This window comes from Haloarcula sp. H-GB5, from assembly GCF_054850705.1.
Genome location: NZ_JBTWBG010000001.1, coordinates 1,233,205 through 1,246,683 on the forward strand (window position 1 = coordinate 1,233,205; position 13,479 = coordinate 1,246,683).

9 protein-coding genes are annotated in these 13,479 nt (G+C 61.2%); 5 read left to right on the forward strand and 4 right to left on the reverse strand.

Going from position 1 to position 13,479, the window contains the following annotated elements:
• Positions 1–39 precede the first annotated feature (39 nt).
• From argH to ACYJ11_RS06475, 4 genes are all read right to left on the reverse strand, one after another.
• Entirely contained in the window at positions 40–1,539 is a 1,500-nt protein-coding gene (gene argH / locus ACYJ11_RS06460) for an argininosuccinate lyase (RefSeq protein WP_461647151.1), read from the reverse strand.
• Positions 1,540–1,543: 4 nt separating this feature from the next.
• Positions 1,544–2,806 carry an argininosuccinate synthase gene (locus ACYJ11_RS06465; RefSeq protein ID WP_461647152.1) on the reverse strand — a complete coding sequence of 421 codons (1,263 nt, stop codon included), beginning with the start codon at positions 2,804–2,806 and terminating at the stop codon, positions 1,544–1,546.
• Positions 2,807–3,203: 397 nt separating this feature from the next.
• Complete coding sequence (locus tag ACYJ11_RS06470) at positions 3,204–3,989, reverse strand: hypothetical protein (protein ID WP_461647153.1); 786 nt, start codon at positions 3,987–3,989, stop codon at positions 3,204–3,206.
• Positions 3,990–4,126: 137 nt separating this feature from the next.
• On the reverse strand, positions 4,127–5,221 hold the full coding sequence (locus ACYJ11_RS06475; RefSeq protein WP_461647154.1) for a helix-turn-helix transcriptional regulator: 1,095 nt from the start codon (positions 5,219–5,221) through the stop codon (positions 4,127–4,129).
• 158 nt (positions 5,222–5,379) lie between these two features.
• Between ACYJ11_RS06475 and ACYJ11_RS06480 the strand changes: the two genes are divergently transcribed.
• From ACYJ11_RS06480 to ACYJ11_RS06500, 5 genes are all read left to right on the forward strand, one after another.
• On the forward strand, positions 5,380–5,568 hold the full coding sequence (locus tag ACYJ11_RS06480) for a DUF7554 family protein (protein ID WP_005536815.1): 189 nt from the start codon (positions 5,380–5,382) through the stop codon (positions 5,566–5,568).
• A 40-nt stretch (positions 5,569–5,608) separates the two neighbouring features.
• Positions 5,609–6,118 (forward strand): 2'-5' RNA ligase family protein, encoded by a 510-nt coding sequence (locus ACYJ11_RS06485; protein WP_461647155.1) that lies wholly within the window; start codon positions 5,609–5,611, stop codon positions 6,116–6,118.
• Positions 6,119–6,306: 188 nt separating this feature from the next.
• Positions 6,307–6,729 carry a PPC domain-containing DNA-binding protein gene (locus tag ACYJ11_RS06490; RefSeq protein ID WP_421640714.1) on the forward strand — a complete coding sequence of 141 codons (423 nt, stop codon included), beginning with the start codon at positions 6,307–6,309 and terminating at the stop codon, positions 6,727–6,729.
• A gap of 1 nt (position 6,730) precedes the next feature.
• Positions 6,731–10,918 (forward strand): DNA-directed DNA polymerase II large subunit, encoded by a 4,188-nt coding sequence (locus ACYJ11_RS06495; RefSeq protein WP_461647156.1) that lies wholly within the window; start codon positions 6,731–6,733, stop codon positions 10,916–10,918.
• Between the two features lie 516 nt (positions 10,919–11,434).
• Complete coding sequence (locus ACYJ11_RS06500; RefSeq protein ID WP_461647157.1) at positions 11,435–13,192, forward strand: hypothetical protein; 1,758 nt, start codon at positions 11,435–11,437, stop codon at positions 13,190–13,192.
• Positions 13,193–13,479: the final 287 nt, after the last annotated feature.

The window sequence follows — 13,479 nt, forward strand, 5'->3', positions numbered from 1 at the left end:
AAGTATGGTATAATTGTCCCACGAGGGGACGGTGGTCGCTCAGACATATCGGTCCACCTCCGTCTGGCGGCGGTCAGCCGCCTGTGAAACCGCCTGGCGGCGGGCAGTCAGTGCCTCACTGTCGGTGGCGAGTGCGTCTTCCGCTACCGACACCTGCTCAGCGACGGCGTCGGGGGCCGGGCCACCGCGGGAGTCCCGCATGGCGACACTTTCCGTCGGGTCGAGTGCGGCCGCCAGCGCCTCGCGGTCGACGTAGGTCGACAGGGGCTCGCCCAGCACGTCCTCGGCGACGGCCGATAGCGCCTCGTAGTCGGGTGCATCTTCCTCGGGTCCCAGACCGGCGGCGGCCTCGGCGACGACCTCATGAGCCGTCCGGAACGGCACGCCAGCCATCGCCAGCAAGTCCGCCACACCAGTCGCCGTCGCAAACCCACCTGTGGCCGCTTCCGCTAACGTCTCGGCAGGCCAGTCGGCCGTCGCGACCGCACCGGCGGCGACTGCCACGCTCTCGTTGACGCTGTCGATTGCGTCCCAAGCGTGGCGCCCCGCGCGCTGCAGGTCGCGATTGTAGGCCCGGGGCTGGCCCTTCAAGTTAGTCAGCAGGCCGTTTAGCCCACCGACGGCGTCGCCGGTGCGTCCACGGACCAGTTCCAGCGTGTCGGGGTTCTTCTTCTGGGGCATGATCGACGACGTCGAGGCGTAGTCGTCGTCGAGGTCGACATGGCCCTTGCTCGCCATCACGACGACATCTTCGGCCAGCCCCGACAGATTCGTCGCCAGCGTGGCGACGGTGCTGGTCGTTTCGACGAGGAAATCACGCGTCGCCGAGGCGTCCATCGAGTTTTCGACGACGCCCTCGAACCCGAGCAGTTCGGCCGTGCGCTCGCGGTCCACGTCGAAGGGGGTCCCGGCAAACGCGGCCGACCCCAGCGGGTTCTGGTTGACACGCTCGTAGGCATCGAGCAGCCGCGCGGTGTCGCGCTGGAGCGCCTGCTCGTAGGACAGCACCCAGTGGGCGACTGTCGTCGGCTGGGCGGGCTGGAGATGGGTGTACCCCGGCATCACCGTCTCGCGCTCGGCGCGGGCCACCTCGATGAGTTGCTCGCGGGCACCGGTGACAGTCTCGACAAGGTCCAGTATGTCTTCGCGAAGGCGGTAGCGGATACAGGCCGCCACCTCGTCGTTGCGCGAGCGGGCGGTGTGCATCTTCCCGCCGTCCGGGCCAACGCGGTCGATGACGGCGCTTTCGATGGCCTCGTGCACGTCCTCGCCGTCGGGTAGTGCACCGTGATCCGCGTCTTCCACGTCCGCCAGCGCGGCCAGCACCTCGCCGGCCGTCTCGCGGTCGATGATCTCCTGTTCGGCCAGCATCACGATGTGGGCGCGGTCGACCGCGAGGTCGGCCGCGAAGATTCGCTGGTCGTCGGACAGCGAGGAGAGGAACGACCGGGCGGGCCCGCCCGCGAAGCGGTCCCGGCGGACGACCGTTTCACTGTCGTCGGTCGCATCCGCGGCCTCGTGGTCCTCGCCGTCGCTCATTCGCTTACTCCTCCGTGTCCTCGCTCGCGGTGTGGTCACCGCTGCCGTCCGTCACGGCGGCCCCTTTCTTTGCGTCGTCCAGAATCTTGTTCGCCAGACGGGACTGGAAGCCGTGGTACTTCGCGACGCCGGTCGCGTCCTGCTGGGTGATACCGCCGGAGACGTCCTCTTCGTTGAACGAGGCCGCCGACTCGCTGTAGACGGCGTAGTCAGACTCGCGCGAGACTGGGCGGCAGTGGCCGCCTTCGAGTTTGACCGTCACGGTCCCGGTGACGCGCTCGTTGGTGTCGTCGATGAACGCTTCGAGCGCCCCCGTCAGCGGCGCGTCGACGAGCCCCTGATAGGCCTTCTGGGACCACTCCTGATCGACCTGGGCCTTGAACTGGCGCTCCTCCTGCGTGAGGACGAGCCCTTCGAGTGCCTCGTGGGCCGTCAGCAAGACAGTGGCCGCGGGGTGCTCGTAGTTCTCGCGGACCTTCAGCCCGAGCATACGGTCCTCCATCATGTCCGTGCGGCCGATGCCGTGGGCCCCCGCCTGCTCGTTGAGTTGTTCGATGAGTTCGACCCCGCCGAGTTCCTCGCCGTCGACGGCAACGGGAACGCCCTCCTCAAATTCGACCTCGACGAGTTCGGCATCCTTTTCGGAGGGGTTCTCAGTCCACTTGTAGATGTCGTCGGCTGGGATGGTGCTCGGGTCTTCGAGTTCGGAGCCCTCGATGGAGCGACTCCAGAGGTTTGTGTCGATTGAGTAGCGACCGCCGTCGCCGCCCTCGACGGGCAGGCCCTTCTCTGCGGCGTACTCGTTTTCCCACTCGCGAGTCAGGCCGAGTTCGCGCACCGGCGCGATGACATCGAGGTCGGAGTCGCGCCAGACGGCCTCGAAGCGGAGCTGATCGTTACCCTTGCCGGTACAGCCGTGGGCGACGGCCGAACAACCCTCCTCTTCGGCCACCGAGAGAATGGCCTTGGCGATGACCGGGCGCGCGAGGGCGGTCCCGAGCGGGTAGCCCTGATAGTCGGCGTTTGCCTTGACGGCCTCCATACAGAGGTCCGCGAACTCCTCGGTCGCGTCGACGACGTGCTGTTCGACGCCCAGTGCCTCGGCGGTCTCCTCGGCCTCCTCGAACTCGTAATCGGGCTGGCCGACATCAACGGTGACGCCGATGACTTCGTCGTAGCCGTACTCTTCTTTCAGCAGCGATACGCAGACTGTCGTGTCGAGCCCGCCCGAGAAAGCGAGCGCGACGGTTCCGTTTCCTTCTGGCATGGATGTGTTCTGAATTGGTTCCGTGGTGTGCCTGTCGGTTTCTCGATCGAACAACAGATCGAGTATCCCATCGAACCGACGACGACGGCGTCTAGCGACGAAACGAACCTGTCGAGTGAAGAGTAAGTAATAGTGGGCCTAGAAACGGCCCGGTCGTCGTCGTGGGGAGAAACGGAGGGACCCCTCGCTGTCCGCAGCGAGCATCGTGGAGAGAGGGGTCCGCATCATGTACCTTCTGCTGTGTGACTCGGGTACTAATAGTTTCCGTGTTCACAGTGGCGTGTGTATAGACAACAAACACCGGATATCAGCAGCCATCGCGTCGCCCATAGCGACCAGCACCGGCAACAAACTGGCGTGTGATCAGGTTTAAACGGTGTATTCGTCTTCGCTCTGGCTATTGGCCAGCATCGACAGTGTCGGACCCGCCACCCGGTGACTCGGTTTCCTCGCCATTGGTGGCCGTCTCGTTGGCTGGCGTAGCGTCGGCAACGTCCGTCCGTTCACCTGCCGGGGTCCGCTCCGGCCCGGCCCCCGGACGGTCACCCGCTTCGGTTCGGTTCGCCGCATCGCCGCCGCGGTCACCGGCAACGTCGGGTCGAGCCTGTTGCCCTATGTTCGGGCCAGCGATACCCTGTGCGATAGCGGTGACTTCCGGCCCGCTCAGTTCGCTCGCGCGCTGTGAGAGGGTCTTGACCGCCGTCGCGTCGATACCCTTCTTCTCTAGCGCTTCGGCAGGGAGCTGGCTGGCGGTTTCGTTCGTCTCCTTGGCCAGTCGCTGGACGTTCTTCGTTTCGGCGTGGAGTTGTGCGGCCTTCACCCGGTACTCGCCCTCGCTCATCGAGCCGTTCTCGCGGGCTTGCTCCAGCGCCTGCTTTCGCTGTTGGAGTTCGTCAAGTCGGGCCTCGGAGTCGTTCACCTGCTCGGCGACGACGGATGCCTTCGCAGCGTCAGTGTTCGCCTTCGCGATGCGGATCCCAAAGGTCCGAGACTGGACCTCGCCGTCCAGTTCAGCCTCCTGCACGCTGACCACGCCGGCAAGCTGTGCCCCGGGGGGCGTCGCAGTCTCATCGGCCTGTTCAGTCACCGCGTCCGTTTCCTGTGCCATCGTGGCGGCGGGCACCGCGGCGAGCGTGCTCGCCACGAGCAGCAGCGCCAGCAATACCGGAGTAGCTCGTCTCATTCTATCCAGTACTTGTCCACCCAAGACCCTATAAATAGGCGTCAGTGATGCCGGGTTAGCGCCGATTAAGCCGGATTAAAACCGCAATACTGCGCTCGAACCAACTGACAGGTTCCGGTGAACGGTCGGTGGCTTTATTACCGTGTTTCGTCACCGCTGTCGGTTCCGTCGCCCCCGCCGCCGTCGCCACCAGTCACGTCAGTGTCCGGCAGCGTCACCACGTTTTCTCGGCCGATACGGAACGTCTCGACCTTGTCCTCGTCGCGGAGGCCGCCGATGACCTGACTCGTCTTGGCGTCGGTCCAGTCGAGTTCGCCGGCCACCTGCTGTTGTTTGAGCCGCCCGCCGTTCGATTCGAGCAGTTGCAGGACCTGCTCCTCGTTGCTCAGGAGTTCAGCCGGCGGCGTGCCAGCGTCGGCGTCGGTGCCGGCGGCGGCTTCCGCTTCTGAATCGTCCGAGTCGACCATCGACGCCGGCGGCTCGGCCGGCTCACCGCCACCGAGGATGCCGTATCGTCGAAGGGCGTATGCCCCGGCGACGATGCCGACCAGCGCGAGAAGTCCGCCGACGAGGAGGCCGTTCGATCCGCTGTCACCACCGGCGCTGTCCTCTGGGCTAACGACCACTCGCGGCTCACTTTCTCCGAACGTCTGTTGGCCGCGCCAAGTGACAGAGGCGTTCTGCCGTTCGTCGGCCTGTGGCGCGACAGAGTCCGCCTGATAGTCCGCCGGCCAGCGGACAGTCAGGGAGGTCTCGCTGTCCAGAAACAGACCCGAAAGCGCGTCGCCGATTTCGAGGCGGTCACCGGAGACACCAGCGAAGTTCGTCCACTGGAACCGGTAGGTGATGACGCCGTACGTCTGGCCAAACGTCTCCTCGCGTGCATTCACGGTGACGTTCTCGATAGCCATCTCGCGGCCAGTCGCGTTCTCCGCGGCCCCAGCAGTGCGTTGCATCCGGTTCTTAAATCGGTCCGTGTACGCTGCGGGGTTTGTCTGGATATCGGCACGTAGGTCCTCGAAGGCCTGCGTGGCGTTGTCGTCGTCCAGTCGGATACGGTAGGCAACCGTCCAGTCAGCGGTCCCGTCAGTGTCTACCTCAGCGGTCATGACGACCACGTCCGCATCAACGGACTGCTGGCCGAGGCTACCGAACCCGACGCCGGTCGCTGTCGGGACAAGCAGTGCTATTGCGACGAATACGACTACCAGCGTTCCAGCGCTCCGGCCCATCCTACCGCGGCTACCTTCTCAGCAGGTATATCGTTTATTGCCGATTGTGTGAACTGATACGCTGCGACCTTACATCACATGCCGCATCTCTGCCGGGGCCTGAATCACCGGTCGCTGTGGCCACAAGGGGTTTGCCCCGTGAGGGAGTCCGGTTGGGCATGGACAGAGCGAAACTCGACGTGGACACCCTGCTGAAGATTGTCCTCGTTCTCATTGTCGTCTGGTTGGTGCTCGAGGTACTCGACACGGCACTCGGACTGTTGACTGGCCTGCTCGGCATACTTCAGCCGTTCCTCGGCGTGATTCTAGTCGTCCTCATCGTTCTGTGGCTGGTTGACCGGCTGTAGGACCACGCTCTTTTTGCCCGCAGCGGGCGACCCGCTCACTGTGTACAGCATCAACGTCCCGCTTCCGTCAGCAGTCACGTCGCTAGCGGCCGACCTCGCGACGGACCTGCCGCTCGCACAGCGACGGGGGCGGGGCGAACACACGCTGGTCGCCAAGCGGCTGGGCGACGGCGACCACGCAGCCTACGCGCGACTGGAAGCGCAGGGGCGCGAGGCGCTTCGCGGCCAGCCGGCGTTCGAGGCGAAAATAGGGGGCGTCGAGCAGTTCGAAACGGCTGTGACTGGTCCCTCGCCGGTGGTGTATCTCGCCGTCGAGAGCCCCGGGCTGGTCGACCTGCACGAGCGACTCTGTGATCGGTTCGACCCGGTCGACGAGATGGAAGGAGGGGAGTACATCCCGCACGTAACCGTTGCCCGCGGCGGGGACCGGGACGCGGCTGCACGGCTGGTCGAACGGGACATCGAACCGATCCGGTGGACCGTCGACGAGCTCACCTTCTACGACGCCGACCGAAACCAGCCGGTTAGCCGGGTATCGCTGCCGGCGTAGCGCTGTTCGGTCGTCTGTCCCGGTGCAATGGCGAACAGGCGGCACGCGTCGGTCCCGGCGCGGTGTGCCGCACAACCGCTGTACGCGCCGGACCGTAGCTACGTCACAGCGGCCGTGGTCTCGGCTTCGGATATAAACCGTTGGACCGAAAGCAACGCTTTTGGAGCGGCCTGCCATCCACTACAGATATGGATTACCGCGAAGTCGACAGTACGTCCGAGTTCGTCTGCCGACTGGAGCACGGTGGGGACTGGCGCGCGCAGATCGAGGCCTTCGCGGACGAACAGGGCATCGACGCCGGCTTTTTTTACGGACTTGGGGCAGTGCAGGACGCGGAGCTCATGTTCTACGACCAGGACCGGACCGAGTACGACTCGCTGACCTTCGACGAACCGCTGGAAGTCGCCGCCTGCATGGGTAACATCTCGCATCTCGACGGGGAGCGGTTCGCCCACACCCACGCCGTTCTCTCACGGCCCGACGGCGAGGCGGTCGCCGGCCACCTGAACGCCGGCACCGTCTGGGCGGGTGAACTGTACGTCCGCGGGTTCGATACGGAACTCCAGCGGGAGCACGACGAGCCGACCGGCCTAGACCTCTGGAATATCTAAGATGCGGGAGGCCGACGAACAGTACTTCGAAACGCTCGAAACCCAGCTCGAAGCCGCCTTCGACGTCGCCGAGCGGGCTAAAGAGCGCGGTGGCGACCCAAAGCCCGAAGTCGAGATTCCGACCGCCCGTGACATGGCCGACCGGGTCGAAAACATCCTCGGCATCGATGGCGTCGCCGAGCGGGTGCGGGAACTGGAGGGGCAGATGTCCCGCGAGGAGGCCGCGCTGGAACTGGTCGAGGACTTTGTCGAGGGGACCGTCGGCGACTACGACAGCCGCGAAGGGAAAGTCGAGGGCGCGGTCCGGACTGCTGTTGCCCTGCTGACCGAGGGTGTCGTCGCCGCCCCTATCGAGGGCATCGACCGCGTCGAACTGTTGGAAAACGACGACGGCACGGAGTTCATCAACGTCTACTACGCCGGCCCGATCCGCTCGGCTGGCGGGACAGCACAGGCCCTCTCTGTGCTGGTCGCCGACTACGCTCGTGCGTTGCTGGGCATCGACCAGTACAAGGCCCGCGACGACGAGATCGGCCGCTACGCCGAGGAGATCGACCTCTATGACAAGGACACCGGCCTCCAGTACTCGCCAAAGGAGAAGGAGACGAAGTTCATCGCCGAGCACATGCCCATCATGCTCGACGGCGAGGCGACCGGCGACGAGGAGGTGTCGGGCTACCGGGACCTCGAACGCGTCGACTCGAACTCCCCGCGGGGCGGGATGTGTCTGGTACTGGCCGAGGGGATCGCGCTAAAAGCGCCGAAAATCCAGCGCTACACTCGGAACCTGGACGAGGTCGACTGGCCGTGGCTGCAGGACCTCATCGACGGGACCATCGGCAAGGACGAAGACGGGCAGGAAGACGACGCAGAAGACGCGAACGGCGACGGCGGTGGCGACGGCGCGGACGATGACGGTGCGGACGACGCTGACGAGCAAGCGGGGCCGCCGCGGGTCGACCCCGCCGACAAATACCTCCGGGACCTCATCGCCGGTCGCCCGGTGTTCTCCCACCCGTCGAAATCGGGCGGGTTCCGCCTTCGCTACGGCCGGTCGCGTAACCACGGCTTCGCGACCGCCGGCGTCCACCCGGCGACAATGCATCTCGTCGACGACTTCCTCGCGACCGGGACCCAGATCAAGACCGAGCGGCCGGGGAAAGCCGCCGGCGTCGTGCCGGTCGACACCATCGAGGGGCCGACCGTGCGCCTGGCCAACGGGGACGTGCGCCGCATCGACGACGCCGAGGAGGCACTGGCAGTCCGCAACGGCGTCGAAAAAATACTCGACCTGGGCGAGTACCTGGTCAACTACGGCGAGTTCGTCGAGAACAACCATCCGCTCGCACCGGCCTCCTACACCGTCGAGTGGTGGGAGCAGGACCTCGACGCCGCCGGCGCGGACGTGCAGGCGATGCAGGACTCGCCCCACATCGACCTCGCCGACCCGAGCGCCGAGGAAGCCATCGAGTGGGCAACCGACTACGACGCCCCGTTGCATCCGAAATACACCTACCTCTGGCACGACGTGAGCGTCGACCAGCTGTGTGCCCTCGCCGACGCCGTTGAGGACGCACAGGTCGCACAGGCCGATGGCGCGTACGCCGACCCAGAGATGGACGGCACAGCGGGTGACGCACACAGTGACGACGGCGCACTCGTACTGCCACGGAGCGACACCGTCCAGCAGACGCTGGAACACCTGCTCGTCGAGCACACCCAAGACGAGGACACGATTACGGTCACCGACTGGGTGCCGCTGGTGCGGACACTCGGGTTCTCCCGGTCGCTAGAGCGGGACTGGACACCGTCGGACCTCTCCAAGCACGCCCGGACCTACGGCGACAGCGAGTCGCTCGACGCAATCGGCGTTGCCGAGGATGCCGAGCGAGAAGACGGCCAGAACGCTATCAAAGCAATAAACGAGATCGCGCCGTTCCAGGTCCGGGAGCGCGCCCCGACCCGCATCGGCAACCGGATGGGTCGCCCCGAGAAATCCGAACGGCGGGACCTTTCGCCGGCCGTCCACACGCTCAGCCCCATCGGCGAGGCTGGCGGGGCACAGCGGGACGTTGCCAAGGCGACGAAACACGCCGACGGGATGAGCGATACGCCGGGCGAAGTCGAGGTGGAAATCGCCCGGCGGCGCTGTCCCGACTGCGGGACCGAGACCCACCAAGCGGGCTGTCCCGACTGTGGCGGGACTACCGAGCCGGTGTACGTCTGTCCCGACTGCGAAGCCGAAGTCGAGCGCGACGAGTCCGGCCGGGCGGAGTGTTCCCGGTGTGAGACGCTCGCCTCGCCGACCCAGTACAAGGTGCTAGACCTGCAGGAAGCGTATCGGGACGCCCTGCAGAATGTCGGTGAGCGCGAAACGGCCTTCGAGCAACTGAAAGCGGTCAAGGGGCTCACATCCGAGGAGAAAGTCCCGGAACCGATGGAGAAGGGCATCCTCCGGGCGAAACACGACGTGTCGGCGTTCAAGGACGGCACGGTCCGGTACGACATGACGGACCTGCCGGTGACAGCAGTGCGAGCGTCGGAGCTGGATGTCTCCGCGGAGCGACTCCGAGGCTTGGGCTACAAAGAAGACATCCACGGCGACCCGCTGACCCACGAGGACCAGCTGGTCGAACTGAAGGTTCAGGACATCGTCCTCTCAGACGGCGCGGCCGAACACATGCTCCAGACCGCCCGCTTCGTCGACGACCTCTTAGAGCAGTACTACGGGCTAGAGCGGTTCTACGAGTTCGACGACCGCGAGGACCTCGTCGGCGAACTCGTGTTCGGAATGGCTCCCCACACCAGCGCGGCGACGGTCGGCCGCGTGGTCGGTTTCACCTCCGCCGCCGTCGGCTACGCGCACCCGTACTTCCACGCCGCCAAGCGCCGGAACTGCTTCCACCCGGACACCCGGCTGTGGTACGAGGATGAGGGCGGCAACTGGGAATACGGTACCATTGAGGGACTGGTCGAAAACCGACTTGAGGACCCCGAGGAGGACGACTTCGGGACGCTCGTGCAGGAGCTAGACGGCGACCTCACCGTATCGTCGCTGGGTGATGGCGGCCCCTGTCGCCAGCCCGTCGACGCCGTCTCGAAACACCCCGCACCGGACCACCTCGTCGAAGTAACCGTTGGCGACCGAACACTCCGGGTGACGCCTGACCACACGATGCTCCGGGCTGGCTCCGATGGAATCGAAGAGGTTCCGGCCAGCGATTTAGCCGCCGGCGACGACCTCCCTGCCTACGACGGCGGCGAGACGACGACGATGACGGCACGCGGCGAGGCCTCAACGGCAGCCACCGACGGCGCAGCCCCGACAGACACCGTCGAGGCTGTCGAGTACGTCGAGAGCGACGTGGACCACGTCTACTGTCTCACGGTTGCCGACACGCACCGGGTGGCCGTCGAAGGCACCTACGTCGGGCAGTGCGACGGCGACGAGGACTGCGTGATGCTCCTGATGGACGGCCTGTTGAACTTCTCGAAGTCCTACCTGCCGAACCAGCGCGGCGGCCAGATGGACGCCCCGCTGGTGATGTCTTCGCGAATCGACCCCAGCGAAATCGACGACGAGGCCCACAACATGGACATCATGGAGACCTATCCGCGCGAGTTCTACGAAGCCACGCGGGAGATGAAAGACCCGACCGAGGTCGAGGACGTGATGAAGATCGCCGAGGAGACGCTGGGGACCGACCGCGAGTACACCGAGTTCCGCCACACCCACGACACGACCAACATCGCCGCCGGGCCGGATCTCTCGGCGTACAAGACGCTCGGCTCGATGGAGGACAAGATGGACGCCCAGCTTGAGATCTCCCGGAAGCTCCGGGCCGTCGTCGAGAGCGACGTGGCCGAGCGCATCATCGAGTACCACTTCCTGCCGGACCTCATCGGGAACCTTCGGGCGTTCTCCAGACAGGAAGTGCGGTGTCTGGACTGCGGGGAATCGTTCCGCCGTGCGCCCCTGACCGGCGACTGCCGGGAGTGTGGCGGCCGCGTCAACCTCACCGTCCATGAGGGGTCGGTCAACAAGTACATCGACACGGCCATCCGCGTCGCCGACGAGTTCGGCGCACGGGACTACACGAAACAGCGGCTCAAGATACTGGAACGGAAAATCGAGTCGGTGTTCGAGAACGATCATAATAAGCCTACAAGTCTTGGCGATTTCATGTAACCAGCAGCAGTTACAGATTTATACAGCGGTATGGCTCTGGTATCATTCGGTAGCGTCGAATTTAACCGTCAAAGCTAGAAATGACAGTACACTATCAGAAATAGGACCATAACGGGACTATCTTTGAGCTTCCAGGCTGCAATCTTTCCGATGATGAAGCTCGCGCCTGCCGATATTCCGCACGTACATTAATCAGGAAACGAGGCTCACAATATCGAGCAGGTACGAAGGAGCGATACCAGGTTGTATCTGACGCTTCACAATAGTTGAACGGGGTGTATCTCATCGATAGGATTTTATAGCTGCTTACGCCAGATTAGCTAATGCCTCCAAAACGGGCGACTGTGCGGCTAGGGGGATCATTAGAGCCGTCTCGTGGTGTTGAAACGTATCCCACGCTCCCAAGTAGTTCTCTTTTTCCACGATATTTCTATTCAAAACTATATTGAAAAATATGCGATGGTTGATACAGATTTTAATCGATATCACTCCCGAAAATAATGATTAAAGTAACAAATGAATAAATTGCTACACCTATTGTTTGAAACAAAAGTATTGGATATAGAACCTTCTAAGGAGCGGTTCACCGCGGTTACAGTATTCATATCTTCAATAATTTTGAAATATACAATCCTCCTCTTTTTTACACCACTCGACCGAGCGCTTCCGATTAAAGCTGGGTATTCGAAACTAATCGGTGCGCGGAATATCCATCAAGTTGGATACTATAGCGTTGAATCCGGACTTAATATAGTGCTTTCAACAGATCTTGCCCGAACGTTGGGAGAACCATCGGCAATATCGAACAGTCTGATTCCGGTTCTGTATGGCTTTCTCTTTGAGGTGGTTGGATTTATTCCGTCGTTACCGCTACATATTTCAATTATTTTATCTTCTGTGACTGCCGTTGTTTATTTTCATATAGCGAATAAAATGTTCAACTATCGGATCGGCTTGTTGTTTACTTCCTTTTATCTATCATCATCAATCATCCTTTATGAATCTCTGTGGGGTGGATTTTACGAATTTGCGTTTTTTTTCTTTTCGCTTGTGTTGTACTTCCTATTTGCACGCGGAGATAGCGATACTCGGTATTCAGTACAGAATGCCATTATTGTCGGGTTCCTAACTGGTTTAACAATCCTATCCCGGAATGCATTCGCGTTCAGTCTATCAGCTGTTTTCGTTTACACCTATTTTAAAAAGCCGGAGAGTGGAGTGATTCGGCCCAAAATGCTGAAATATATGTCGGTTGTCACCATGTCAGCTATTGCTGCCACTTCTATTTTATGGATTACAATCGTATATCTCGGTCACTCCGTAGACAACAGCTATGTAACTGTTTTCACCGGGATTAAATTCAACTCTTTTGAGAATTTTAAGAAATACGGGCATCTATTTCCAGATCCGTACACGTACCACTTTCGCAGGACCAGTTATCTCTCCAAAGTAGCGCGGACAACTAACGAGCCAACCACAAAAATTACATTTTTGCAACAATACGGGGTTGAAGTCAGTCCTGAACTCCAAAGGGGGCTATATCTAAAATTGGCGAAAGATTATGTATTCAACTTTTTTTCAGTAAACGGAACCAATTCTCCAAGCTTGGTCACAGTTGGTTTTTTATTAGTTGGGCTCAAGACGCTTTGGAAAAAACGTCCCCGTCTTCTGGTCCTATTTATTACGTGGCCGGTGATGCTATTGGCGATATACGTCTTTTTGGGCACAAGTAACTGGGACCACTATTTAGAAGTCGTATTCCCGGTTTTCCTCCTCCAGAGCATCGGTGTATATAAACTGTTTGAGGTGATCCGTGACCGCCTCCACTCTGTTCCGTCGCATACCACTGTCGCTACAGTGTTTATTATAGCATTACTGCTCGTCCCCGCTCAAGCGGCGGTTGCTGATGCGAAACCCGTTCCCCGTGCCGCCGGAAAAACGAATGATATCCTCGCCGAAAGTCAAGTTATAAACAATGCAAATGTGTCGGGCAAGGATATTATCGCATATGGCGGTCGCCCTTCGCAGAGCTATGATATTAACTATTTCACAGATGTAAATATCGTACCGTTTCGTCCAGAGACTATCTCTCATCTCAGGCAAGAAGACAAACTTGTATCGGCGTTTAATAAATACAATGTCACGATAGTATACGGATATGAGAGACAGCTGTCTTGTTCGATAAAAAACGAGACATCTGTCCGTGTTATTGGGGCCGATTGCAATCAGGCTAGTCCACAAAACGTCCAAGTTTCAGTTTTGCCAGGCGATTGACTGTTTTCATTTGATCGACTTACCACCACGAAGGTCACAATAATGCTGACTATCAGTGCGTTTTGGAAGTAATTGTACTATGGCTATAGAATGGCGTCCTCTGTGAAGCATTGGCCCGTATTGGTGGTAATGGTCCGGAACTACCGAGATACGAGCATCCAGTGCCGTTTAGTCATTAGCTAACACAGCTCAAGCACAGCATTGGCTCAATCCTGTGCGGATGAAATAGATACCAGACGTCGGATCCTGCGGCCACTCGTTACGGGTCCACAGTCAGGCAACTCACG